This window comes from Treponema pectinovorum (genome assembly GCF_900497595.1).
Lineage (GTDB): Bacteria > Spirochaetota > Spirochaetia > Treponematales > Treponemataceae > Treponema_D > Treponema_D pectinovorum.
Genome location: NZ_UFQO01000002.1, coordinates 326,244 through 348,816, shown reverse-complemented (window position 1 = coordinate 348,816; position 22,573 = coordinate 326,244). Strand labels below are relative to the sequence as shown.

24 protein-coding genes are annotated in these 22,573 nt (G+C 36.6%); 18 read left to right on the top strand and 6 right to left on the bottom strand.

The features are described from left to right. Positions 1 to 52 precede the first annotated feature (52 nt). From FXX65_RS03940 to FXX65_RS03895, 10 genes are all read left to right on the top strand, one after another. Positions 53 to 1,753 carry an ABC transporter ATP-binding protein/permease gene (locus FXX65_RS03940; protein ID WP_147615186.1) on the top strand — a complete coding sequence of 567 codons (1,701 nt, stop codon included), beginning with the start codon at positions 53 to 55 and terminating at the stop codon, positions 1,751 to 1,753. Continuing rightward, on the top strand, positions 1,750 to 3,471 hold the full coding sequence (locus FXX65_RS09750) for an amino acid ABC transporter ATP-binding/permease protein (protein WP_246104341.1): 1,722 nt from the start codon (positions 1,750 to 1,752) through the stop codon (positions 3,469 to 3,471). Before FXX65_RS03940 ends, FXX65_RS09750 begins: the two co-directional genes overlap by 4 nt. 247 nt (positions 3,472 to 3,718) lie before the next feature. Then, positions 3,719 to 4,210 carry a YbaN family protein gene (locus FXX65_RS03930; protein ID WP_222704217.1) on the top strand — a complete coding sequence of 164 codons (492 nt, stop codon included), beginning with the start codon at positions 3,719 to 3,721 and terminating at the stop codon, positions 4,208 to 4,210. 27 nt (positions 4,211 to 4,237) lie between these two features. Further along, positions 4,238 to 4,603: a nitrous oxide-stimulated promoter family protein gene (locus FXX65_RS03925; RefSeq protein WP_147615185.1), complete on the top strand. Its 366-nt coding sequence runs from the start codon at positions 4,238 to 4,240 to the stop codon at positions 4,601 to 4,603. Between the two features lie 9 nt (positions 4,604 to 4,612). Further along, positions 4,613 to 5,164 (top strand): MotA/TolQ/ExbB proton channel family protein, encoded by a 552-nt coding sequence (locus FXX65_RS03920; protein WP_147615184.1) that lies wholly within the window; start codon positions 4,613 to 4,615, stop codon positions 5,162 to 5,164. A gap of 4 nt (positions 5,165 to 5,168) precedes the next feature. Next, on the top strand, positions 5,169 to 5,585 hold the full coding sequence (locus FXX65_RS03915) for an ExbD/TolR family protein (protein ID WP_246104340.1): 417 nt from the start codon (positions 5,169 to 5,171) through the stop codon (positions 5,583 to 5,585). Continuing rightward, a complete protein-coding gene (locus FXX65_RS03910) occupies positions 5,566 to 6,183 on the top strand; it encodes an energy transducer TonB (protein WP_147615183.1) in 618 nt (205 codons plus the stop codon). The genes FXX65_RS03915 and FXX65_RS03910 overlap by 20 nt, the downstream gene beginning before the upstream one ends. 243 nt (positions 6,184 to 6,426) lie before the next feature. Beyond that, a complete protein-coding gene (locus tag FXX65_RS03905) occupies positions 6,427 to 8,424 on the top strand; it encodes a TonB-dependent receptor plug domain-containing protein (RefSeq protein ID WP_147615182.1) in 1,998 nt (665 codons plus the stop codon). A gap of 24 nt (positions 8,425 to 8,448) precedes the next feature. Beyond that, on the top strand, positions 8,449 to 9,417 hold the full coding sequence (locus FXX65_RS03900) for a hypothetical protein (protein ID WP_147615181.1): 969 nt from the start codon (positions 8,449 to 8,451) through the stop codon (positions 9,415 to 9,417). 123 nt (positions 9,418 to 9,540) lie between these two features. Then, positions 9,541 to 10,311 (top strand): hypothetical protein, encoded by a 771-nt coding sequence (locus FXX65_RS03895; protein ID WP_147615180.1) that lies wholly within the window; start codon positions 9,541 to 9,543, stop codon positions 10,309 to 10,311. A 370-nt stretch (positions 10,312 to 10,681) separates the two neighbouring features. Here FXX65_RS03895 and FXX65_RS03890 read toward each other — a convergent pair whose 3' ends face one another. Together FXX65_RS03890 and FXX65_RS03885 are read right to left on the bottom strand one after the other, a co-directional pair. Then, on the bottom strand, positions 10,682 to 10,945 hold the full coding sequence (locus FXX65_RS03890; protein WP_147615179.1) for a Txe/YoeB family addiction module toxin: 264 nt from the start codon (positions 10,943 to 10,945) through the stop codon (positions 10,682 to 10,684). A 2-nt stretch (positions 10,946 to 10,947) separates the two neighbouring features. Continuing rightward, complete coding sequence (locus FXX65_RS03885) at positions 10,948 to 11,205, bottom strand: type II toxin-antitoxin system RelB/DinJ family antitoxin (protein ID WP_147613501.1); 258 nt, start codon at positions 11,203 to 11,205, stop codon at positions 10,948 to 10,950. A gap of 269 nt (positions 11,206 to 11,474) precedes the next feature. On the opposite strand from FXX65_RS03885, the gene FXX65_RS03880 reads away from it, so the two are divergent. The 4 genes from FXX65_RS03880 to FXX65_RS03865 all read left to right on the top strand — a co-directional run bounded on the left by FXX65_RS03880 (position 11,475) and on the right by FXX65_RS03865 (position 15,564). Continuing rightward, positions 11,475 to 12,275 (top strand): hypothetical protein, encoded by an 801-nt coding sequence (locus tag FXX65_RS03880; RefSeq protein WP_147615178.1) that lies wholly within the window; start codon positions 11,475 to 11,477, stop codon positions 12,273 to 12,275. A gap of 173 nt (positions 12,276 to 12,448) precedes the next feature. Further along, positions 12,449 to 13,390, top strand: coding sequence for a hypothetical protein (locus tag FXX65_RS03875; RefSeq protein WP_147615177.1), 942 nt, complete (start codon positions 12,449 to 12,451; stop codon positions 13,388 to 13,390). A gap of 17 nt (positions 13,391 to 13,407) precedes the next feature. After that, entirely contained in the window at positions 13,408 to 14,136 is a 729-nt protein-coding gene (rsmG, locus tag FXX65_RS03870) for a 16S rRNA (guanine(527)-N(7))-methyltransferase RsmG (RefSeq protein ID WP_147615176.1), read from the top strand. Between the two features lie 84 nt (positions 14,137 to 14,220). Then, complete coding sequence (locus tag FXX65_RS03865; RefSeq protein ID WP_147615175.1) at positions 14,221 to 15,564, top strand: tetratricopeptide repeat protein; 1,344 nt, start codon at positions 14,221 to 14,223, stop codon at positions 15,562 to 15,564. 224 nt (positions 15,565 to 15,788) lie between these two features. Here the strand turns inward: FXX65_RS03865 and FXX65_RS03860 are convergent, their stop codons facing one another. Both FXX65_RS03860 and FXX65_RS03855 read right to left on the bottom strand, forming a co-directional pair. Beyond that, complete coding sequence (locus tag FXX65_RS03860; protein ID WP_147615174.1) at positions 15,789 to 16,958, bottom strand: pyridoxal phosphate-dependent aminotransferase; 1,170 nt, start codon at positions 16,956 to 16,958, stop codon at positions 15,789 to 15,791. A 217-nt stretch (positions 16,959 to 17,175) separates the two neighbouring features. Further along, positions 17,176 to 17,670: an Lrp/AsnC family transcriptional regulator gene (locus FXX65_RS03855; protein WP_147613495.1), complete on the bottom strand. Its 495-nt coding sequence runs from the start codon at positions 17,668 to 17,670 to the stop codon at positions 17,176 to 17,178. Positions 17,671 to 17,924: 254 nt separating this feature from the next. On the opposite strand from FXX65_RS03855, the gene FXX65_RS03850 reads away from it, so the two are divergent. The 4 genes from FXX65_RS03850 to ricT are packed head-to-tail and all read left to right on the top strand — an operon-like array spanning position 17,925 to position 20,873. Next, the gene (locus FXX65_RS03850) at positions 17,925 to 18,947 is read left to right on the top strand and encodes a M23 family metallopeptidase (protein ID WP_147615173.1); all 1,023 of its coding nucleotides are present in this window, start codon (positions 17,925 to 17,927) and stop codon (positions 18,945 to 18,947) included. Position 18,948: 1 nt separating this feature from the next. Beyond that, positions 18,949 to 19,356 (top strand): bactofilin family protein, encoded by a 408-nt coding sequence (locus FXX65_RS03845; protein WP_147615172.1) that lies wholly within the window; start codon positions 18,949 to 18,951, stop codon positions 19,354 to 19,356. Between the two features lie 2 nt (positions 19,357 to 19,358). Further along, positions 19,359 to 19,913, top strand: a complete 555-nt coding sequence (locus FXX65_RS03840; RefSeq protein ID WP_147615171.1) for a YaaR family protein — start codon at positions 19,359 to 19,361, stop codon at positions 19,911 to 19,913. 24 nt (positions 19,914 to 19,937) lie between these two features. Then, the gene (gene ricT, locus FXX65_RS03835) at positions 19,938 to 20,873 is read left to right on the top strand and encodes a regulatory iron-sulfur-containing complex subunit RicT (protein ID WP_147615170.1); all 936 of its coding nucleotides are present in this window, start codon (positions 19,938 to 19,940) and stop codon (positions 20,871 to 20,873) included. A 444-nt stretch (positions 20,874 to 21,317) separates the two neighbouring features. On the opposite strand, the gene FXX65_RS03830 is transcribed toward ricT, so the two are convergent. Together FXX65_RS03830 and FXX65_RS03825 are read right to left on the bottom strand one after the other, a co-directional pair. Continuing rightward, complete coding sequence (locus tag FXX65_RS03830; protein WP_147615169.1) at positions 21,318 to 22,058, bottom strand: class I SAM-dependent methyltransferase; 741 nt, start codon at positions 22,056 to 22,058, stop codon at positions 21,318 to 21,320. 144 nt (positions 22,059 to 22,202) lie between these two features. Further along, entirely contained in the window at positions 22,203 to 22,529 is a 327-nt protein-coding gene (locus FXX65_RS03825; RefSeq protein WP_147613489.1) for a PG0541 family transporter-associated protein, read from the bottom strand. Between the last annotated feature and the right edge of the window lie 44 nt (positions 22,530 to 22,573).

The window sequence follows — 22,573 nt, the reverse complement described above, 5'->3', positions numbered from 1 at the left end:
ACAAAAAAAATAACAAATTTATTTACTAACTTTTTTAAAGGAATTTTTCTATATGATGATTGATAAACGCCTTTTAAAAGCTGTTCCAGAAAGCCTAAAATATGTGCTTTCGACAGTTCTTTTTAGATGGCTTTCGCTTATTTCTAACGCCGTTCTTGTCTTTTGTGTTGCTCACCTTATACGCACAAAAGGCGAGAATTTTTTAATTCCAACAATTCTCATAGCAGCGAGCATTGTTGTAACGTTTTTATGTTCTTTTTTTAGTTCCATTACAAGTTTTAAATCTTCGTGCAATGTTAAAAAAAATCTTCGTTCCATGATTTACAAAAAACTTCTCCAACTGGGGCCTGAATATCAAGAAAAAACAGAAACAGCAAAAATCGTTCAATTAGCGGTTGAAGGAGTTGAACAACTTGAAGTTTGGTTTGGCTCGTATTTGCCGCAGTTTTTTTATTCAATGATTGCAGCCGTAACTCTATTTTTAATTCTTGCATTTTTAAATCTAAAAATGGCTCTAATTTTATTGATTTGCGTCCCTCTAATACCACTTTCGATTGTGCTCGTACAAAAAATTGCAAAGCGAATTCTTGCAAAATATTGGGGGCAATACGCAAACCTTGCCGACAATTTTTTGGAAAATCTTCAGGGGCTTACAACTTTGCAGATTTACCGTGCAGACGAATATAAACAACAAAAAATGGCGCAAGAAGCAGAACATTTTAGAAAAGTAACGATGAAAGTCCTTTCAATGCAGTTAAATTCCATAATAGTGATGGATATTGTAGCGTACGCTGGAGCAGGACTTGCAATTACAGCAGCACTTGGAGCGTATTTTGCAGGCAGCCTTACTCTAGAAAATTGTTTTATCTGCATACTTTTAAGTGCAGATTTTTTTATACCGCTTCGTAGGCTTGGAAGTTATTTTCATACGGCAATGAATGGAACTACTGCAGCAAACAAAATTTTTGATTTATTGGGCGTTACTCCACATTCTGTGGAGCCGGGCTCTTGCTCAAACTCCTCGCCACTTTCGCAAAACTCAAGTGGCTGTGGTGTTACCGCGACGATCCCTAACGCAGTCTACAAACTAAAAGATGTAAATTACAAATTTAATCAAAGACAAGTTCTTTCAAACATAAATCTTTCTATAAATAAAGGCGAATACATAGCATTTGTCGGAAAATCTGGCTCTGGAAAATCCACAACTGCAAAAATCTTGTGCGGAATAAACCGCGACTATCAGGGGCAGGTTCTTCTCTATGGAAAAGAATTAAATTCGTATGAACGAGAAACTCTCTATTCAAAATGCATGTATATAAGCCACAGAGATTGGATTTTTAAAGGAAGCATTCAAGATTGCCTTTTGGAAGGAAATCCAAACGCAACTAAAGAACAAATGTGGCAGGCTTTAGAAAAAGTACAGCTTGCAGACTTTGTAAAGGAAGAAGGCGGTCTTGAAATGCAAATCAAAGAAAACGCTTCAAACCTTTCTGGTGGGCAAAAACAGAGGCTTTCAATCGCAAGGGCTCTCATACACGACAGCGAAATTTTAATCTTTGACGAAGCAACTTCAAATATAGATGTGGAAAGCGAATTGGCAATTTTAAATCTGTTGCATAAATTAAAGTCAGAAAAAACTATAATCATGATTTCGCACCGTAAAGAAAATGCAGTTGGGGCAGATAGAGTTTATTCTTTTGAAGACGGAAAAATCACTTCAATTTTAGAGAATAAAGACGGAGGCTCAAAATGAAAACCTTGCTTAGACTTTCAAAACTAGTTGCTCCACTTTTTCCCATTATGATTCTTGCAATAATTTTTGGAACGCTCGGATTCTTCTGTGCGATTGGAATTCCTGTTTTTGGTACAATGGCACTTGTGCAGTCTTTTCCTGTTAAAGCACTTGTGTTTTTAGGCATAGCGCGTGGCGTTCTGCACTACATTGAGCAATATTGCAACCATTTTATTGCATTCACTTTACTCGCAAGGATAAGAAATATCGTTTTTTCTAAACTGCGCTCACTTGGGCCTTCAAAATTGGAAGGCAAAGAAAAAGGAAATCTCATTGCACTTTTAACTTCCGACATTGAACTTCTAGAAGTTTTTTATGCGCACACAATTTCTCCAGTTTGTATTGCTTTTTTGGTCTGTGGCGCAATGGTTTGTTTTATTGGTCATTACAGCGTTATTCTGGGAATTTTGGCACTACTGTTTTATTGCATTGTTGGAATTTTGGTTCCAGCTTTGGTAAGCAAACCTGCTGTAAAGCACGGAACTGTGCACAGAAAGCAATTTGCAGATATGAATTCTTTTCTTTTGGACTGCTTGCGCGGGCTTTCTATGAGCATAATGTATGCAACTGGTGCAAAAAAACTTTTTGAAATAGAAACAAAAAGTGATAACCTTGCAAAAAGCCAGAACAAAATGGCAAAGATTGAAGGTTTAACGGCAGCGCTTTCTGGTTTGTTTGTAACGCTCGGTTCAATTTGCATGCTTTTTGTCTCTCTGGCTGTTTATAAAAAAGGTTTGATTGGTTTTGATGCGGTTATAATCTGTACAACTGCAATGTTTTCCTCATTTGGACCTGTAATTGCAGTGGCAAATCTTGGAAGCGGCTTGAGCCAGACAATCGCAAGTGGAGAGCGTGTGCTTGCACTTTTAGATGAAAAGCCAATCGTTAAAGAAGTAAAAGAAGGAAAGAAAATTGTTTTTGAAGGCGCAAATGCTCAAAATGTGAGTTTTAAATATCCATCTAAGCAAAATGCGTTAGGGATTGTCGCGGAAAGACCACAGACGTTGGAGCGAAGCGGAAACGCCGAGGACTTGCAGCAAAAGCCCGGCGACAGCAGTGCTGGCGCAACGCCCGAATTCGTTTTAAAAGATGTTTCAATAGAATTTCCAAAAAACAGCATAATTGGAATTCAAGGAAAATCCGGTTCTGGGAAATCGACGCTCCTAAAACTTTTTATGCACTTTTGGGAAGCAAACAGCGGCAAAGTTTTAATTTCGGACGTGGACGTAAAAAAAATCCAGACAGAAAATTTGCGAAAAATCGAAAGTTATGTAACTCAAGAAACCGTGCTTTTTCACGACACGATTGCGGAAAACATTCGCATTGCAAAACTGGATGCGTCTGACGAAGAAATTATTGAAGCGTGCAAAAAGGCGAGTATTGACGATTTTATTCAGTCGCTTCCGCAAAAATACGAAACTTTGGTTAGCGAACTTGGAGACAATTTTTCTGGTGGCGAAAGGCAAAGGCTGGGGCTTGCAAGAGCGTTTTTACACCGTGCCGATTTTATGCTTTTGGACGAACCGACGAGCAATCTTGACTTGTGGAACGAAGAAATAATTATGCGTGCCGTAAAAGAGGATGCAAGAGAAAAAACCGTGATAATAGTGAGCCACAGGGATTCAACTTTTAATTTAGCAGACAAGGTTATAAAACTTGAATCTGGAAGAAAAAGTTGAGATTTGTGATTGGATGATTAGATGAAAAATAAAAATGACGGACGGGTGCGTTTGTTAAGTTTGTTGTTTTTGTTGAGCTGATAAAAAATGACGAGCGTTGAATAAATCAGCTGATGAATCGCATTTGTTAGTCGGAGGCGAAAAGGCTTGCGTTGCATAACAATAATGGTCGTGCTGCATGAACAGCGAGCGAGTTGAATCGAAAATCAGTTAAAACTAAAAAATCGTAAAATCAGGAGAAATTTATATGATATTAATGAAACCTATCTGGATTGCACTTGGCTTTGTATTTACTGGAATTGGAGCATTGGGAATTCCACTACCAATTTTGCCAACAACGCCTTTTTTGCTGCTGGCAGCTTTTTGTTTTGCAAAGGGCTCAAAACGCGTAGATGCCTGGTTTAGAGGAACAAGGCTTTACAAAAATCACCTTGAAAGTTTTGTTACGCACCGAGCGATGACTTTAAAAACAAAATTGACCATTTTGCTAAGTGCATCAGTTATGTTGCTTTTTGGATTTGCAATGATGACCTTAAAAGCAATGCGAACAGGCAACACTGTTCCAAACACTATTGGACGAGTTGTAATTTTATGTATGATTCCACTAAAATATCTGTACTTTTTTACAAAGATAAAAACCATAAGCAACGAAGAAGCGCAGCGTATAAAACAAGAAGATGAACAATCAAAAAAAAATAGCAGCGAAGGTACAACTTTAAAAGAAAAAATCGAAGCGTAAATTTCTCTTTAAAGAATAAGGAAAAGGATGACTCAAGAAGAAATCTTAAACAAACGGCAGAACGAAGTTTACGTCTGTACGCTTATGATTCAAATATATTGCAAAGGGGTACATAAAAATAAAGCCGCTATGAAAGGCGAAGAATTCCTTTGCCCAGAATGCAAGCAACTTACAGATTATGTAAAACTTAGAGTTTCAAAATGTCCCTTTATGGAAACAAAAACTTTTTGTGCCATGTGCAAGGTTCATTGCTATAAAAAAGATATGCGCGAGCAAATAAAGATTGTTATGCGATATGCAGGCCCTAGAATGTTAAAATACCATCCCATTTTGGCATTAAAACATGTGTATCTGACAATTCAACAAAAACGAAAATTAAAAAAAGAACAATAGGAGTTTTTTATGAAGCTTTTTGAATTTGTAAACCTTGGCGGTCCAATAAACTGGATTCTATTTTTTATGCTGTGCTTTTGCCTTTGCCAGTGCATTGAGCGATGCCTTTATTTTCATCAAACTTCCAGAGCAGGAAAAAAATATTTTAAAAAGCGGCTTGAAGATAAAATTAACAGCGAAAAAAATCTTTCTCCAGAAGAACTACAAAAATTCGTCGAAAAAGAAACCTCGCTCACTTATTACGAAATGAACCGCGGACTTTGGTTTTTGAATTTCGTTTGTTCTGTTTCGCCTTCGATTGGACTTTTGGGAACAGTTGTTGGTCTTATAAGCGCATTCCAGCAAATCGCTTCGGCAGGTTCACAGGTAAGCATGCAGGATTTATCGAGCGGAATTTGGGTTGCAATGATAACGACTGCCTTTGGTATGATGATTTCAATTCCTGGTCTTTTTTTCTATCGAACTTTTAAAAGAATAATCGAAAAACGAATGATGATAATAGACCTTGAAATAGTACAAAATTTACAGGACGGAAAATCCTCTACAAATTCAAAGGAATAAGAAAATGTCTGATTTTTTAAAAAAGTTAATGCACGGCGAAGAAGAACTTTCGGTCAATATAACTTCGATGATTGACGTAATCTTCATCCTTTTGATTTTTTTTATGATTTCAACGCAATTCAAAAAATCTTCGCTTCCTTTGGATCTTCCAGAAACAGATAAATCCGTTACAACAACAGAAGACAATTCCACAAAAGTCCTTGCAGTAAATTATGATTCGATAGAACTTGGCGGCGAAATCGTTCCTTTTGAAAACCTTGAAGAAAAATTGAGAACGATGCACGAACAAAACCCAGAAGTTGCAATTTCGCTTGAATGCGAAAAAACTGTAGAATTTGAGCGAGTCGTTCAAATCCTCACAAAAGTCCAAAATGCAGGAATTACAAGAATAGGAATCATACATGAAACGATGGATAACTAGCAGCCTGATAACATTTGCAATTCTACTTTTGGCATGCATAATTTCATCTTTTTTTACGATTGAAGAAACTCACTCTTCGCAAACAGATTCTACTGGGCAATCGGTTGTAACTGTAATCAAAAAAATTAAACCAAAGAAAAAAATCGTCGAAAAAATAAAAAAATTAGAAAACGTAATCGCAGCTCCAGACGCTACTATTCAAGAAGAAAAACCAGAAGAGCAGGAGCCAGAAGAAAATCAGGAAGAATTTGAAGAATCACAAAGCGAAACTCAAAACGATGTTGAAGATTCATCTTTGAGCGAAGAACGACAAAAAAATGAAGAAACTTACAAAGGTTACGCATTAAAAAGAATCGCATCAAAAAAAATGTATCCTATGAAGTCTCGAGCAAAAGGCCACGAAGGAAATGTGAGAATCCATATTGTAATAGATACAAATGGAAATTTAACAGAAATAAGCATACTTGAACCTTGCGAATTTGAAGAACTTAACGAAGCTGCCTTGAATGCTGTAAAAAAATCTGCCCCTTTTAAAAAAATGCAACCAGGAAGTCGTCCATTGGAGTTTAGAGTTCTAATGGAATTCAAACTAAACTAAATCGCTCATCTAAAAATAAAGCAAAATTTCACCCTTAAATTTTTAGATAAAAAACAAATGCCCATTCAATTTATTTCCCGCATTTTTAATCCATATTTTTCAGTTGCAAAACCAAATTTTTAGATTTTTCTTCTTTTTTGTTATTGAAAATAAATAATCAATAACAAAGATTTCATTCTGCAAATTCTTGAACCAAAGGCTTATTTAGGTTAGCATTTGCTAACAAAATACTAGGTAATACTAATGAAATTCCATATAAATAAATCGGTTTTAGTTTTGCCTGCCATTTTTTCGACTGCATTTTTTTCATTTGCAAAAGACGACATAATTATTGTAAGTGCTGGAAAAATTGAGCAAAGCCAAAGCCAATCAATAGAAAAAGTACAAGTTATATCCTCTGAACAGATAAAAGAGTCTGGCGCAAAAACATTGACAGAAGCCGTAAAAAATCTTCCTGGGGTCGTAATTAATGGAGCAAGCGCAGGAAATCCAACAGAATCGATAAGCATGCAAGGGTTTGACTCTGATTATGTAAAAGTTTTAATAGACGGGATTGCTGTGAGCGGTGATATTGGCGGTTCCACAGCAGTTTTTCAGATTCCAGTGGAAGACATAGACCATATTGAAGTTGTACAAGGTGCAAGTTCTGCACTTTACGGAAGCGACGCTATGGGTGGCGTAATCAACATAATAACAAAGAAAACAAAACAAGAGTTCGACGGCATTAAACTTCACGGAAGCCTTAGCCAAGAATTTAGCTATAGCATAAAAAAAGACTGGAGAAATTACACTGCAGGTTCAATTTCTGTTGCAGGCGAAAATTTAAGCACAAATCTTTCTGGCAGTTTTGATTTTGCACCAGGTCTTAAAAAAAGTGCATACTACGCTCTTGCAGGTGGATTTGTAGACTACTATGCAACTCCAAAAAAACAAGTTTGCTTTTTACGCGCAACAACAGATTGGAAAGATGATTGGGGAAAAATTGGAGCTTACGGTACTTATGCTTATGCAAATCAACTTTCAAACTACACGCCAGCGGGTTTTAGCGCAGGCTCTTCTATGGAATACACTACCAACCGAATAGAAGGTGGAATTTCAGGTGAATACAGATACGACAGCGATTTAAGTTTTAGCGGATTTTCCAGCATAAAAAAATTCCTGCTTGATACAGATTACAATGTTGACGCAGGATTGGATTCTTCTAAAACAGATACAGACTCGTCATTTTTAGATTGGGAAAGTGAAGTTCGCTCCAGTTGGACTTTTAATGAAGATAATCAATTTCTTTTTGGCTTAAATGGAATTATCGAAACGATAGACGGAAAATCCTTTAAAACACGCGAAAAGCAAATTTTACTTTCACTTTTTGCGCAAGATACAATCAAATTTGTCGATTTGTTTTCTGTAGTTCCAGGAATACGTTTTGACTATTCGCCAGCAATAAAAACATCATCAAATTCTTTTATGCTAACTCCAAAACTTAGTTTCCGCTTTAATCCAGCAGAAGATACTATAATTCGTTTTTCATATGGAATGGGATATAAAACACCAACCTTAAAGCAAAAATATTGGGAATTTCGTCATAATTATTCTTCAGGAGAAGGAAATTTTATCCTTTATGGAAATCCAAATTTAAAAAGCGAAAAATCACAAAGTTTTAACCTTAGCCTTGAACAAAATCTTTTTGATAACACTCAACTAAACCTTTCTGGATATTTTAACTACGTAATAGACATGATTGACAGCATTGTTACAAATTCGCTTTCAGATCCACAGGAAAGGCGTTATGTGAATATAGACAAAGCTTTAACTTACGGCGGCGACATTTCGTTAAACACAAAATTTGACCGTTTTAATGCAAAAATTTCTTACGCTTACACAGGTGCAAAACAAAAAGATAATGGCAAATGGATTGATATGGCTCTGCGCGTAACACACAGAATTTCTGCTGGAGCAAGTTATCTAATTCCTAAAATTGAAGCAAAACTCAGTACCGACGTGCAATGGAATTCAAGACAAAGGCTTACTGCTGGAAAAAACAAATACACGCCAGACTTCTTTATGGTTGGGGCAACACTTTCAAAAACATTTAATCAAGAAAAATTTGAACTCTACGTACGAGCAGATAATGTTCTTAATAATCTTAATTTTAAGAAAGGAAGCGACGGTTCAAATCAAAAACAATATTACGGACTTAACTCTGGAACAATATTCGCAGTTGGTGGAAGACTAAAATTCTAAAATTAAAATATTTGGAGGAAAATTATGAAAAAAACTTTATACACAATTTTTGCAGCCGCAATATTAAGCTTTGCACTGCTTTCTTGCGAAGACAACGATGATGAAAAAACTGTAACGCCTTACGAGCTAGAAGACATTTACGGTTATACATTTGAAGGTACAATAAGAGCTTCATCTGGAAACACTTTAACCCCAAGTTTGACAATTTATAACACCGAACGAGTCGACTGGAATATGTCCACAAATTCTATGGGCAATAACCAGTTCTACTATACAGTGCAAAAGACTGCTGTAAATTCTTGGACTTTTTATTGGTATTCAACAAAAGAAGCAAAAGATGCAAACGATACAGCAAAAGCAGGTATGAAAGTCCGAATCGGTATAAATAGCCCTAAATCGATTTCTTTAATGGTAACAAATGTGGATTCTTCAATCGGTGCGGGAAGTGCTATGGCAGGAAGACCTGTAGAAATGCAAAGAACTTCCGCTCCAAAAAACACAACTCCAACCGAGATAAACAAAGAAGAGCAAGAACAAAAAGCTAAAATCAAAGATATCCAAATAACTGTTTCTGGCACAGCAGCCGATTGGTTTGAAAATTCTTCTACTTACAAAGGCGGCTTTGTATATCTTGTAGGACCAAATGGAAGCGTAGACAAAGGAATTGGCAAAAGCGGAGAAGGAAACACACCAACAGTTGTAATAACAAAAACCGCAACAAACACAGTAAAAGTTAAAACGCCAAAAATGGTATACAACGGCACAATGACAATGAATCCGTTTGAAATTGCAAATGTAAGCGTAAAAAAAGATAACGATGTTTATTACCTCACCTGCAGCGAGTTTACCTCAGACGATGGAATCAGAACCATAAACGGCAGTTCTTTAACAGCAAAACTCGAAAACGGAGTTTTAACTTTGCGCATAGTTTTTAAACCAGGTGCAATGCCTTATGACATTACTCAGATTTTTACATCAACGTCAAAATCTTAAGTAAAACTTAATTTGATTACAAAAACAGATATGCAAATGCATTTCTGTTATGTGATAAACCCTGACCGTATGGTTGGGTTATAGAAAAAAAATAGGACATAAAAATGTCCAAAGGAAGATAAAATGCTTAAATTCAAAAATGCATTGTTAGCAATGATGGTTTTAGCCACAATTGGCTTTATATCATGCAAAAACGACGACAGCAACGGAGGCTCTGCTCCTCTTAACTGGAACAACACATATTGGGGAACTATGTCTTTAACGGGCAAAGACTATCCAATGGCAGTTACTTTAACAGATACAACATTCTCTTGGGCTGCAGGAAATTACAAAAATGGCGAAAAAACCACATACAGTCTTGTAACGACAGGAACAGACGCTAACGGAAACTCTGTTTTTAAAGGATATTCTTCAGAAGCAAACAAAACTGCAAATAAACCTTCTGCAACAGTAACTTTAAAAGCAGATAAATTCTATTTTGATGTTCCTGCTATGAAAGCAATGCCTAACTATAAGTCTACAGAAATTGCAGTAGGTGGAGCATACGACGAAAGATTTACTGCTTACAAAAACTTCTACGGAACTTATAACGGAACTCTTATGATGATGGGCAATCCATATAAAACTAAGGTAGTAATTGCAGAAAATTCTCTTAAATATAGTTCTCCAGATATGCCTGCAATGCAGGGTAATTACACAAATGTTGTATGGGAAGTAACAAGCAATGGCAAAGGTTCTGCTGCAAAGACATCTTGGACACTCACAACTTATGCCAATTCTGATACAAATAAAACAAAGCCTAAGTCAAGATTTTATGTTTCAGAAAGTGGAGCTTATAAGTGGACTATTATTGCAATGAACAACGCTACGGTAGATCCTCTTACAAAAGAATAGTTTTATAAAAACCCATAATTAACTGCAAAACTCCATGGCACTTTAGTCGTGGAGTTTTTTTTATGGGGCGTTGCGCCAGCGCTGTGCTGTCGCCGGGCTCTTGCTCAAACTCCTCGCCACTTTCGCAAAACTCAAGTGGCTGTGGTGTTACCGCAACGATCCCTAACGCAAAGTCATTTTGCAAGCCCCTTGCGTTAGGAATGCGGAGTGTGAGCGCCTGCGCGAAGTGCGCAGCACCGAAGTGAAACGCAGCACGCAGCTCTCCGACCCAAGCGCAGCGAGGGGAACGCCCAAAATTATTGAATAAATGCAGGTTTTATTTTCGATAATACGACATTGTAAATCTACAGCTTGGATAATTTTTTAATTTTTATTTATCATCATAATGATTTTTACATTGAATAATTTTTATTAGTCCATCCTCGATTTTATATACAAGTCTATGTTTCTCATCTATTGTTCTTGACCAATATCCGCTTAAATTCTCTTTTAATGGTTCAGGATGCCCTATCCCATCATTACCGTTTCGATCAATATCAGCAAGAAGCTGGTTAATTTTTTTAAGAGTCTTTTTATCTTGCATTATCCAATATGTATAATCTGCCCACGCATCATCTGAAAAATCCTTGTGCATTTTTATGCCTCGACAAGTTCGTGTACTGAGTGCTGGCCGTTTTCCATTTGGTTTTTAGAATGAGCTAAGGCTTGCATATTTTTTTTTGAATAGAAAGAGTTATCTTGAATAATTTCAAATGGAATTTTTTGCTGAATTAAAGTCTGCTTCAAGAATATGCGTATTGCCGTAGTTGTATCCATTCCAATCGATTCAAAAAACGCATCTGCTTCCTGTTTTAAAGTTAAATCAACTCGTGTTTGAACTACTGCTGTTTTCATACAAACCTCCGTAATTCAATGTAATACAAAAGTAATGAAAAAACAATTTGTTTGTTTTGGTTTATTTCAACTGCATTGCAGATATTTCATCTTGCAAGCCCCTTGCGTTAGGAATGCGGAGTGTGAGCGCCTGCGCGAAGTGCGCAGCACCGAAGTAAAACGCAGCACGCAGCTCTCCGACCCGAGCGCAGCGAGGGGAACGCCCTTTTTAAATCTCAAAATAAAATGCAAATAATGACCAACTGCTTTTTTTTGTCTATAATTTACCTATGGATAACGAAACTATAAAACAAATGCTTTTGCAGATTCATCCGACTGAACTGGATTTTTCTGTGATTATGACTGGCAAAGAATCTGTAAGGGTGAACGGGCTTTACAATCCACAAACTCGCGAAATTCTTTTGCACAATAAAAATTTTAAAAACGATTCGCAGCTTATATACACCGCAATTCACGAATATACGCACCACTTAATAAACGAAGAAAAACTTGCAGAAAGCGGTGGCAAGGCTTTTCATTTAGGGCGAGCACACAATGCGGCTTTTTGGTCAAAGTTCCATTTGCTTTTGGAAAAAGCCGGTGAATTGGGAATTTATAAAATCGACATAACTGAATCTCCTGAATTAAAAGAAATTACTCAAAAAATCCGACATGATTATATCGAAGTAAATGGAAAACTTATGCAGGAATTTGGAAGGCTTTTGAGTCAAGCGCACGCACTTTGTGAAAAAGCTGGAATTAGATACGAAGATTATTTGGACAGGGTTTTGTGCCTTCCACGCACCACGGCAAAAGAAATTACAAAAGTTGGCCAGGTAGAAGTTGACCCTGCAATTGGTTTTGACAACATGAAAAAAGTTGCTTCTCTCAAAAAAGAAGAAGACAGAAAAGCCGCTCAGCAGCAAATTCGTGAAGGAAAACCAGCAGACACCGTTGCACAACTTATGAAGCAACACAAAAATGACGACCCAAAATTAAAATTGGAAAAAGAAAAAAATCGCCTGCAAAAGACGATAACTGCTTTGCAACAAAGGCTACAATATATAGAAGAAAGTCTTGAAAATTTATGAAAAAATTGAATTTGAACCAAAAGATTTTACAATTTAATTGCTTTTTCTCTTTTTTTTGTGCTGTATTCTTTTTTAATTTTTACAGCACGCTAGGGGTGTTCGCACAAAACTCGAATGTTAAAAACTCAAATACGCAAAATTCTCAAACGATTGAATTTCCCACAGCGCCTGCTATGCCTTCTATTTCAACTCCAGAATTAGGAAATGGGTTTTATGTTCCAGGAAGTGCAGGATTTTATCAAGGGCAAAAAAATGTTCCTTCTTCAACTGCAAAACAAGAAAGCACAAACAAAAATGGCGATTCTCTCAATTCTAATAATCCGGCGGAGCAAATAAACTCATCTGTAACGCAATCTGTAGAAAACACGACTACAGTTGAAAAAATACGAGGGACGCAAGCGCAAAATTCAATTGCAAACACAAAAACCTTGCAAAGTCAAAAAAACATTCTAAATTCTATAGATTCTAATTCTGCTGTATTGAGCGCAAGCGATTTATTTTCAATGCGCAATCTTGGGCTTTTGCAGAATTTTTCAAATCTTATAACAAATGCAAATTCTTCTATAAGTGTTGGTTCTCCTGCAACTGCAAATTCTGCAAACGAAATTCTGCTCAAAAAAATTTTATCGGAACTTGAACAGTTAAAAGAGTCTGTAACAAATCAGAATGGGCAAACTTTGTCGCCTAACACGCAAAACATATCGCAAACTTTGTCGCAAAATGCAGTAAATCGCAATTCTTCTTCAATTTTGAGATTTCTCATCGATTCTAACGATATGCTTCCGTTTTGCAAAACTGTGTTTTTTTCAGAACCGCAAAGCGACGGCACTTTTCTTTTAACTGGAGACTGCAAATATTCAGTAAACGGAAAAATGCAGACGGAAACTTTTCATCTGTTATTTCGCGCAACAGGCACTAAAAATTCAAGCACAATTTATTCTGTAACCAGCGAGCTTTTTCAAAATCAAAAAAATACAAATTCCGCACTTTACAAATTAAACGAAACAAAAGAATTTGAAGCGGTAAAAACTGGCAATTTAGTTTCACTGCGTTCTGTAAAAAAAGTTGCAGGCACTGGAGCAAATGTGGATTTGCTTTTAAATCTTGGTGAATAAATTTAGGAGAAAATATTATGGATTATCTTGTAGAAGGTCTTAAAGAAATCGGTTTTGAAAAAGGCGATTTTTTTGGAATACAAACGCTCGATATACAAGAATTAACTGATAAGATGAATTTGTATATCGATTTATTGCTTGAATTTAATGCAAAATTTGACCTTATAAACACAGATGACCGCAATCAGATTATAATTCGCCACATTTTAGACAGTTTAAGTGCCGCTCCCAAAATTGCAAAACTTTGCCAGGGAATTGCTCTTTCTTCTGGAACGGATTTTCCGCTTGCAATTGCAAATATTGCAATTGCAGATATTGGTTCTGGAGCAGGGTTACCAGGAATCCCGCTTGCAATTGCTTTTCCAAAATTAAATTTTACTCTCGTCGAAAGGATGTCTAAACGCTGCAATTTTCTTGAACACTGCATAAATCAGCTGGAACTCGTAAATGTAAATGTTTTAGAAAACCAAGCAGAAAGGTTGCAGCAGGGAATTTTTGACCTTTGCGTTTTTAGAGCATTTAGACCTTTGGAAAAAAAAATGACCAAAGTTTTACGCAGAATTTTAAAAACTGGCGGAAAGCTCGTTGCTTACAAAGCAAAACTGGAAAAAATACACGAAGAAATGGAACTCTTAAAAGATGCCGCTCCCAAATACACTGTAGAAAATTTAACAGTGCCCTTTTTAACACAAGATTCTCAAGAAGAAGATGCAAGGGAAAGAAATCTTGTAATAATGGAAAAGTAAATTGGGCAAAGTCGCGATACAACTTGCATACTTTAAAATATCTTAAAATCTTGAGTTTTATCGCTTTTCTGTCGATAATGTGGTATGGATCCATTAACACTAGCAATACCAGCAGTGGTCGTAATCGGCATTACTGCTATTATAGTCGGGTTTTCTTCAAAAAAATCTGGCGGAAAGAAAAAAGGTAAACAAAAAAACCGTTCTCAAATAATTCGTGATGCAACAAAAAAATTGAGTCAGGACCCACACAATCCTGAAAGTTTGATTGCGTTAGGCGACCTTTATTTTAACGAGCGTAGCTGGGATAAAGCGTATCAAATTTACGATACTATGCTAACGATCGCTCCTGCACATACTCAAATTGACCCATTTACAGCAGCATTAAGACAAGGTATTTGTGCTCTAAAATTGAACAAAATTCAGGATGCGTTTAGAGGTTTGCCTACTGCATACCAGATTGACCCATCAAGTTTTGACGTAAACTACAATTTGGGCTTGGCTCTTTATGCAAATAAAGAATACGACAAAGCAATTCCTTGCTTAAAAAAAGCCTTGGTCGCAAAACCAGAAGCTTCTAATGTAAACGCACCGCTAGCACTCGCAATGTACAATGCGCATCATTTTAAAGAAAGTCTTGCATTTCTTAGGCGTGCCTTGGATGAAAATCCAGACAACAAAGAAGTTCTTTATGCAATGGCAGATGCAATGCAAGAATGTGGTTATGGCGACAAAGCGATGAAAGTTTTTATGCATTTGCGTCCAGATCCAGAATACGGAGCACGCTCTTGTCTTTCAGCAGGAATTGTTCACATGAGAATGAACCAATACGACAAAGCGATGCAGGATTTTGAAATAGGCTTAAAACATCAAAATACGCCTCCAGAAATTGCGCTGGAACTTCGTTACCGTTATGCACAAGTCTGCTCAGCGACTAAAAATATCTCTTTGGGAATGAGTCTTTTAAAAGAGATACAAGCGGTAAATCCAACTTACAAAGATGTGCCTCAATTGCTTGCTAGATATTCGGAATTGAACCAAAACAAAAATCTACAGATTTATTTGATGAGTTCATCCAGCGACTTTGTAGCACTTTGCCGAAAAGTTGTAATGGTTTACTACACAAAATCAATCGTAAAAATTCAGGACATTTCGGTTCAATCCGATCACGTAGAAATTCTTTTGACCGTAGATTCTGGCAAGTGGGAAAATACAGAAATTTTCCGCTTTTATAGAACAACTGGCTCAATCGGTGAACTTTACGTTCGAGACTTTCAATCAAAGGTTAGCGATTCAAAAGCAGACCGTGGAATTTGCTTTACCGCAGGAATTTTTAGCGAAGAAGCAAAAAAATATTCAGAAGGTCGCCCGATAGATTTAATTCAAAAAGACGGCTTAATAAAGATTCTAAAAAAAGTTGACATCCGCTAATTTTAAAATTTAAGCCCAAATCGCATCCTCGCTTGAAGCGACTGGGCTTAATTCAATTTTTAACATTTTAGCGTTTTGCAAGTTTGCACAATTTCTTCACAACATTGTACGCTGTTAAAACAATTTTGCATAATCTTTTGACAACATTGCACGATTTTTCACAATCGTTACACAACCCTGCATTTTTTTCACAGCGTTACATAACATTGCAAATCCTATATAAATTATCCTCGAAGCTCCTTTACAAAATCCGCAATTCTATCTAAAGCGATTTTCATTTTATCAATACCTGTCGCATAACAGCAGCGAATATGACCTTCACCACCGAGTCCAAACACGCTTCCGGGAACAACAGCCACATTGTATTTATGGAATAGTTGTGTAGCAAATTCCTCAGAAGAAAGTCCCGTAGAAGTTATATCAGGGAACATATAAAAAGCACCCTTAGGCTCTGGAACAGGCAAACCCATATCGCAAAATGCTTTATACATCAAATTCCTTCGTTGGCGATAACTTACTCGCATCCTATCAACATCTTTCCAACCGTTTTTTAAACCTTCTACTGCAGCATATTGGCTAAAAATTGGAGCGCAAATAGTGTTATATCCGTGCAGTTTAATAATCTGTGCCAACAAATCCGCAGGAGCAGCAATGTAGCCAATTCTCCAGCCAGTCATAGCAAACGACTTTGAAAATCCGTTCAATATGATCGCATAATCTTTCATTCCATCAAAAGAACCAATCGAAGTATGAGTTGCCTCGTCGTAACACAGCTCGCAATAAATTTCGTCGCTTATGCACCAGATTTGATTTTTAATAACCAGTTTTGCAATCTTTTCGAGTTCTTCTTTTGGAATCATCGTTCCAGTCGGATTATTTGGAGAGCAAATCATTATCGCTTTAGTCTTTGGAGTTATAAGTTTTTCAATTTGGGCAGCAGTCGGAAAATAACCATTCACACTTGAATCAACTGGAATCACTTTTGCATTGCACAATTCTGCAAGTGGAACATAATTAACATAACAAGGCTGAACAACAATCAGTTCATCGCCAGGATTCAAAACCGCCCTCAAAACCGCATCAACGCCTTCGCTGGCACCAACAGTAACCAGAATTTCATTTTTTGGGTTGTAATACATGTCGTATTTTTGCATGTATTTTGCAATTTCTTCGCGCAATTCAATCAAACCCCAGTTAGAAGTGTAAGAAGTGTGCCCCTTTTCCAAATGGTAAAAAGCTTCTTCCCTCATCACCCACGGCGTCGGGAAATCCGGTTCGCCAACAGAAAGCGAAATTACATCGTCGTGCCCAATCAGCATTTCAAAAAATTTGCGGATTCCAGACGGCGGAATATTCATCATCGAAGTTGAAAATCTATCTTGTCTATCGTTCATATTTTTCCCCACTACGAATTTGGGCGTTCGCCACAAAACTTCGTTTTGCATCGCCGGGCTTTCTAGGGCTACGCCTTTCGGCTCCGAGCAAACGCAAAAGTTCAAACACAAAATTTGCAAATCTTTGCAAAAATCTTCCATAATCGAACTGTTGTTTTTGTTTTGAGGTTTTGCGTTTGTTTTCGCTGCGCTCACCCTTCCAATCCCTAACGCGTTTTTACGCCATAACGCCTTCGCGCCTGTCCCTTTCATCTTCAACATAAAGGACATCGTTTTCTTTGTATTTTTTTAAAAGAAAATGTGTTTTTGTAGAGCGCACTCCTTCCAATGTCGAAAGTTTGCTGGAAACAAAACCTGCAACTTCTTTTAGATTATCGCCTTCAATCATAACTTTAAGGTCGTAACCTCCACTCATAAGATAAAGCGATTTTACCTGCGGAAATCTGTATATGCGTTCTGCTAAAGCGTCAAAACCGTGTTCGCGTTCTGGCTGGCATTGAATTTCAATTTCTGCAACAACCTTGTCTTTATACGCTTCGTCCTTTTCCGGATTGATAATGGCGGCATATTTTAAAATTATTCCTTCGTTTTCCAGCGAGGCTATAATTTTTTTTACATCTTCAACAGATTTTTTTGTCATTGCAGAAATATCTTCTGCTGAAAGGCGCGCATTTTCGCGCAAAAGGTCAACAATTTCTTCTCTGCCATCCATTTTTTTACCTCTTTATTCATGGGAATTTATCCGAAAATAATACTAAATTACTCTATCACAATAGATTATGATTATAAATACAAAATTCGATTGTCTGCTTTATTTAGTTATACTTGCACCATACGGCACTCGATGCTTATAGTCAAATCATAGAGCATTCATCCTTATTTATGCATATTTGACAATCTATGCTTGATTAGTTATGATAGAAATGTTGCTTTGTGGGAAGGTGATTTTTTATTACTGAGGACTAGATGGCTAAAATCGGGCACTATAAAAAACTAGAAAAAAATATCGTATCATCTTTTATTACTGTTTTCAAATCTTGGTTTGGAAAATTCAAAAGACTCGTTATAAAATTTTTCAGAATCTGCGACAGCAAACTCACAATAATGATAGTTCCTCATTCTCAAAACAAAGTTGTAAATTTCCAGACAAATGTTTTTGCGCTCTGTTTAGGAGTTGTTCTAGTCGTTGGAATAATATCTTCCTTTGTGTATTTTAACAAACAAGTTGCAGGTTCAAGTGCAGAAATAAGCCGCCTTATGAACGAAAATCGTCAGACTCTTGCAAGTCTCGACGAACTTCGCGACGAAAACAACAATCTGCTTCAAACTGCAAAGCGTTTTCAGACTTCGCTTTCACAATCGCTTTCGCTTTTAGGAATAAACAGCACAAATCCAGTTTCAAAAGCGTCTATGAACGATTCCGACCTTTCTTCCCTTTTCGACAGCCAAAGTCAAGTTACAGGTTCAACACGCGAAGCAATAGACATAAGACAGTTAAATTCTTATTTAGAAAGTGCAGTTCAGCCGATTGAAGAAATCGGAAAAATGCTCGAAAGCCAAGAAACTTTATTCACCGACATTCCTAATATTTGGCCAGTTCGCGGCGGAATAGGACACATTTCGATGCCGTTTGGTCAAAATGTTCACCCTATAACAGGTCAATGGTACATTCACAAAGGCCTTGATATTTCAACTTGGAGAAGTGGCGACTCAATAGTTGCAACTGCAAATGGACAGATTGTTTCTGTAGGATACGACTTTAGTTTTGGAAATTTCGTAATCATAAAACACAAGCACGGAATTTACACTCGCTACTGCCACATGCAGACTGTAAGGGTAAAAAAAGGTGATTTTATTTCTCAACGTCAGATAATCGGAACAATCGGAAACACAGGAATTACTACAGGGCCTCATCTTCATTACGAAATACATATTGGTTCTGATGTTGTAGACCCTGCAAAATATGTAAACGTAAAACTCATAAAATAATATGGCATTCACTTCCGACGATATTTCAATAAACACAGTAATCGGTAAAGGTTCTTCAATTTTAGGCGATGTAAAAATAAATGGTTTTATTCGTATCGACGGAGACATAAAAGGCGAAATTCAAACTTCCAGCAATGTAATTGTAGGTGACACTGCCAGAATACAAGGAAACATATCGGCCTCTTCAATAATAATAGGGGGAATTATCGTAGGCAATGTAGTCGCTCCCAAAGGCATAAAGCTACTTGCAAATTCAGTTTTAATAGGTGATGTAAGCACAAAAAGTTTACAAGTTGCAGAAAATGTAATCTTTAACGGGCATTGCATTTCGCTCGGAAACGACGATGAATATCAGTCTTCTTCAATAAAATTCCAAGACCAAAAAATTATTCAAAGTAAGGTAATTTAATTATGGCAGGTCTTGAAGCAATAAACAGCCAATCGCTATATTTTGCCTCTCTACAAAATGCCGTTCACCAACAAGCAAAAGAAACAACAAAAGGAGAAAAGAGCTCTGCTGCAAAAAAAACGAGTTTTGCTTCTTCCTTAAAAAAGAATCAAGAAGAATTTGAACTTGCAAACGAAGGTTTACCAATAGAATTAGCTGGGAAAACCGTCGACGAAGCGATTATTTTTTTAAAAGACGAAGTTGATTTAGCAGGCGATATGCTCGCTCAAAATCCAAATATGGAACAAATTGAAAATTATCGAAAAAAACTCGGAAATTTTATAAAATATGTTTCTAAAAACAATTATCAAATACTAACCCATGCACGAAAATACAAAGGCAGATCTCTGCTAGATAAAAAAACAGGAAAACCTGCGTATTTTGTGCAAATAAAAGTTATAAACGAAAAACTTGCACAACTCACAAACGACATTCTCTACAATCACCGCTCAAACATCGAAATCTTAAAAAGGGTTGAAGAAATTAACGGCTTGATTGTGGATTTGCTTGCTGTTTAAAAATAGCAAAATACAGGAAAAATTATGAGCGATATTTTTGAAAATGATATAGTTGACGAAACAGAAGACATTGAGAACCTCGAAGACAATGAATCCCATAGGAACAATAACGAAGTTGACGAAAATTTCGTTTATCCTGAGCCCCTTTACATTACAAAACTTGAATATTCAAGCGAAAGCGTTTACTGTTGCGTCCCAAAAAATTTTACAGAATTAAAAAAAGGCGATGCAGTAATAATTCCCACTAGATACGGAAAAGATCTTGCTATGGTTTTGGGAAAAGTAAAAAATCCAGTTGGACTAAAGCCAAGCGAAATAATAACAGTAGAAAGACAGGCATCTCAAGAAGACTTAAAAAAATATGAAGAATATGCTTTAAAAAGTGAAGATGCTTTTAAAATATTTAAAGAAAAAGTTGTTCAACACAAACTCGATATGAAGTTAGTTTGTGTACATTTTTTATTAGAAGAAGCAAAAGCACTATTTTTCTTTTCGAGCGAAAATCGAGTAGACTTTAGAGAATTAGTTAAAGACTTGGTTAGCGTCTTTAAAATGCGCATAGAATTAAGACAAATCGGAGTGCGCGATGAAAGCCGCATAACAGGAGGACTGGGTGTTTGTGGAAGACCTTGCTGTTGCCATTCAATGAACGACAAATTGCCAGCAGTTTCGATAAAAATGGCAAAGGAGCAAAGCCTTTCTCTAAATTCAATGAAGATAAGCGGTCAGTGCGGAAGACTGTTGTGCTGTCTAAGTTACGAATTTAGTTGGTATGCAGAAGCAAGGAAATATCTTCCAAACGAAGGCGTGCATATATTTTACGACAGCACACAATTTAGAGTTATAGATATAAATCCTTTAACTAATATGATAAAAATATTAGGAGAAGACGGAAGACTTTTAGAAATTCCAGCAAAAAGATTTGTCAAAGAAAACGGAAATCACTGGAAGATTTACTAAGAAATATTCTAAGCGAATTTATCGACTGATTTTTCGCAAAAATAGATGCAATTTTTGTTCAACGGTTCTACAGTGCGACTATGCGATAGGGGCTACTTATAGCCCCGCATCTTGCCTGCGAGCTTACAGCGACAGGGGATAGTTGTTAAAGAAAAACCTCCTTGTTTTTCTTTAACTGACAGTTTTTGCAAAACTGTCGACACTTCTTGCAGGTCGCACCTCCTGTGCGACTATGCGACAGGGGATAGGAGCGGTGCTAGAGGCAAACAAACGGCGCTACGATATTTCTTCCATTGAGAAAGCATTGTTCGATTAAAAATAGACTGGATTTATATAGATGGAGCAAAAAGCGGCGTTTGGTCGAAGGCGAATGCCGTAGCCGCGGATAGCCCGGTTTTGCCTGACGCAAGTCTGGCAAAAGTCGCCCAAGTCAATAGAGAAATTTTAAGCACTTATAACTGCCAAAACCCTAGGGCTCGTATCTGTAAATTCTTTTAAAGAAAAATCCTGATAAAATTCAACCTTAAAAAATCCAGCTTCTTTTGCAAATTGTTCAACTTCTTCCCACTGCAAAAGATAAATGGGAGCATCTTTTGTAACTTCAATTTTTTCTTTTGTGCCGTTATAAAGCGACTGCTCCATAAAAAAATTTTCTCCATTTGACGTTACAAAAGTTTGCAAGTGTGCACGAATGCTTTTTTTTGAAGGAAGCTCTATTTTTTCCGAAAAATTTGAATCCACATATTGATGGAAATTTGGAAAACTCAATATCAATTTTCCGTTTTGAGAAACAAGTTGACGGCAATCATAAAAAAATTTTTTGAGCAAAGTTTTATCGTGAATAAAAAGAATTCTGTCATGCAAAATCGAAATTACATTGTAAAATCCTCTGCCCAAAAATCTTGTCATTTCCAGATAAGACATCTGAAAATATCGCACGGACATAAGTTGCGTTCTGCGTTTACGGTTTGCAGAGTCCAAAAGTTCCTGTGAAGTTTCAATACCGGTTACATCAGAACCTTCGCGAGCTAAATTATGTTCAAAAGTCCCCGTTCCGCACCCTATTCTAAGAAATTTTACAGGTGTTTCGTATTGGTTAATGACTTTTTCATAAAATACTTTTTGTTCTTCGGTTACTGGATATAACTCATCATAGTATTCTGCTATATGCTGATTTATTTCCATAAATTTATTATAAGTTTGATTATGGAATTCGCAAGCAAAAAATCCTAAAAAAGTACAATCCAGTTATCGTTTTTGTTATAAAGGCAAAATTACTCCAAAATGTCTTTTTCTGTAAAACCTGTAAAAATTGAATAAAAACCTATATCACACTTCTTCAGAAGTGCTTTTAAAACAAGCGATACCTTCCGATATGTATTTTTCTCTTAGAGATTGGCAAATTTCGATAATTTTTTGCGCCTCTTCTTCTGAGCAATAAATTATATACATGATGTTTAGTTGTGGCCAAATTGCATCACCTAAGCGCGGATTTGAATATCCTGCACCCATCACATTTGCAATTTTTGTATACCGTGCTGCAAGTTTTTTTTCTTTAAATTCCGCAACAAAATCTTCTTCCAGCGCCTGCGAAAAAATCAACTCAAGTCTGGTCAATTTTCCTGCATGTTTTCGTATATTTTCAAGATAACCCACATCGTCCTCCTTAAAACTAAGGAAAAATTTTGAATTCCGGTTTT

Coding starts and splice junctions, on each gene's coding strand:
- ricT (WP_147615170.1), top strand. CDS start 19,938: ATGAGCGATATTTTTGAAAATGATATAGTTGACGAAACAGAAGACATT.
- FXX65_RS03915 (WP_246104340.1), top strand. CDS start 5,169: ATGTCTGATTTTTTAAAAAAGTTAATGCACGGCGAAGAAGAACTTTCG.
- FXX65_RS03830 (WP_147615169.1), bottom strand. CDS start 22,058: ATGGAAATAAATCAGCATATAGCAGAATACTATGATGAGTTATATCCA.
- FXX65_RS03900 (WP_147615181.1), top strand. CDS start 8,449: ATGAAAAAAACTTTATACACAATTTTTGCAGCCGCAATATTAAGCTTT.
- FXX65_RS03885 (WP_147613501.1), bottom strand. CDS start 11,205: ATGAAAACAGCAGTAGTTCAAACACGAGTTGATTTAACTTTAAAACAG.
- FXX65_RS03845 (WP_147615172.1), top strand. CDS start 18,949: ATGGCATTCACTTCCGACGATATTTCAATAAACACAGTAATCGGTAAA.
- FXX65_RS09750 (WP_246104341.1), top strand. CDS start 1,750: ATGAAAACCTTGCTTAGACTTTCAAAACTAGTTGCTCCACTTTTTCCC.
- FXX65_RS03910 (WP_147615183.1), top strand. CDS start 5,566: ATGAAACGATGGATAACTAGCAGCCTGATAACATTTGCAATTCTACTT.
- FXX65_RS03880 (WP_147615178.1), top strand. CDS start 11,475: ATGGATAACGAAACTATAAAACAAATGCTTTTGCAGATTCATCCGACT.
- FXX65_RS03840 (WP_147615171.1), top strand. CDS start 19,359: ATGGCAGGTCTTGAAGCAATAAACAGCCAATCGCTATATTTTGCCTCT.
- FXX65_RS03865 (WP_147615175.1), top strand. CDS start 14,221: ATGGATCCATTAACACTAGCAATACCAGCAGTGGTCGTAATCGGCATT.
- FXX65_RS03860 (WP_147615174.1), bottom strand. CDS start 16,958: ATGAACGATAGACAAGATAGATTTTCAACTTCGATGATGAATATTCCG.
- FXX65_RS03850 (WP_147615173.1), top strand. CDS start 17,925: ATGGCTAAAATCGGGCACTATAAAAAACTAGAAAAAAATATCGTATCA.
- FXX65_RS03925 (WP_147615185.1), top strand. CDS start 4,238: ATGACTCAAGAAGAAATCTTAAACAAACGGCAGAACGAAGTTTACGTC.
- FXX65_RS03920 (WP_147615184.1), top strand. CDS start 4,613: ATGAAGCTTTTTGAATTTGTAAACCTTGGCGGTCCAATAAACTGGATT.
- FXX65_RS03895 (WP_147615180.1), top strand. CDS start 9,541: ATGCTTAAATTCAAAAATGCATTGTTAGCAATGATGGTTTTAGCCACA.
- FXX65_RS03905 (WP_147615182.1), top strand. CDS start 6,427: ATGAAATTCCATATAAATAAATCGGTTTTAGTTTTGCCTGCCATTTTT.
- FXX65_RS03855 (WP_147613495.1), bottom strand. CDS start 17,670: ATGGATGGCAGAGAAGAAATTGTTGACCTTTTGCGCGAAAATGCGCGC.
- FXX65_RS03875 (WP_147615177.1), top strand. CDS start 12,449: ATGCCTTCTATTTCAACTCCAGAATTAGGAAATGGGTTTTATGTTCCA.
- rsmG (WP_147615176.1), top strand. CDS start 13,408: ATGGATTATCTTGTAGAAGGTCTTAAAGAAATCGGTTTTGAAAAAGGC.
- FXX65_RS03930 (WP_222704217.1), top strand. CDS start 3,719: ATGATATTAATGAAACCTATCTGGATTGCACTTGGCTTTGTATTTACT.
- FXX65_RS03940 (WP_147615186.1), top strand. CDS start 53: ATGATGATTGATAAACGCCTTTTAAAAGCTGTTCCAGAAAGCCTAAAA.
- FXX65_RS03890 (WP_147615179.1), bottom strand. CDS start 10,945: ATGCACAAGGATTTTTCAGATGATGCGTGGGCAGATTATACATATTGG.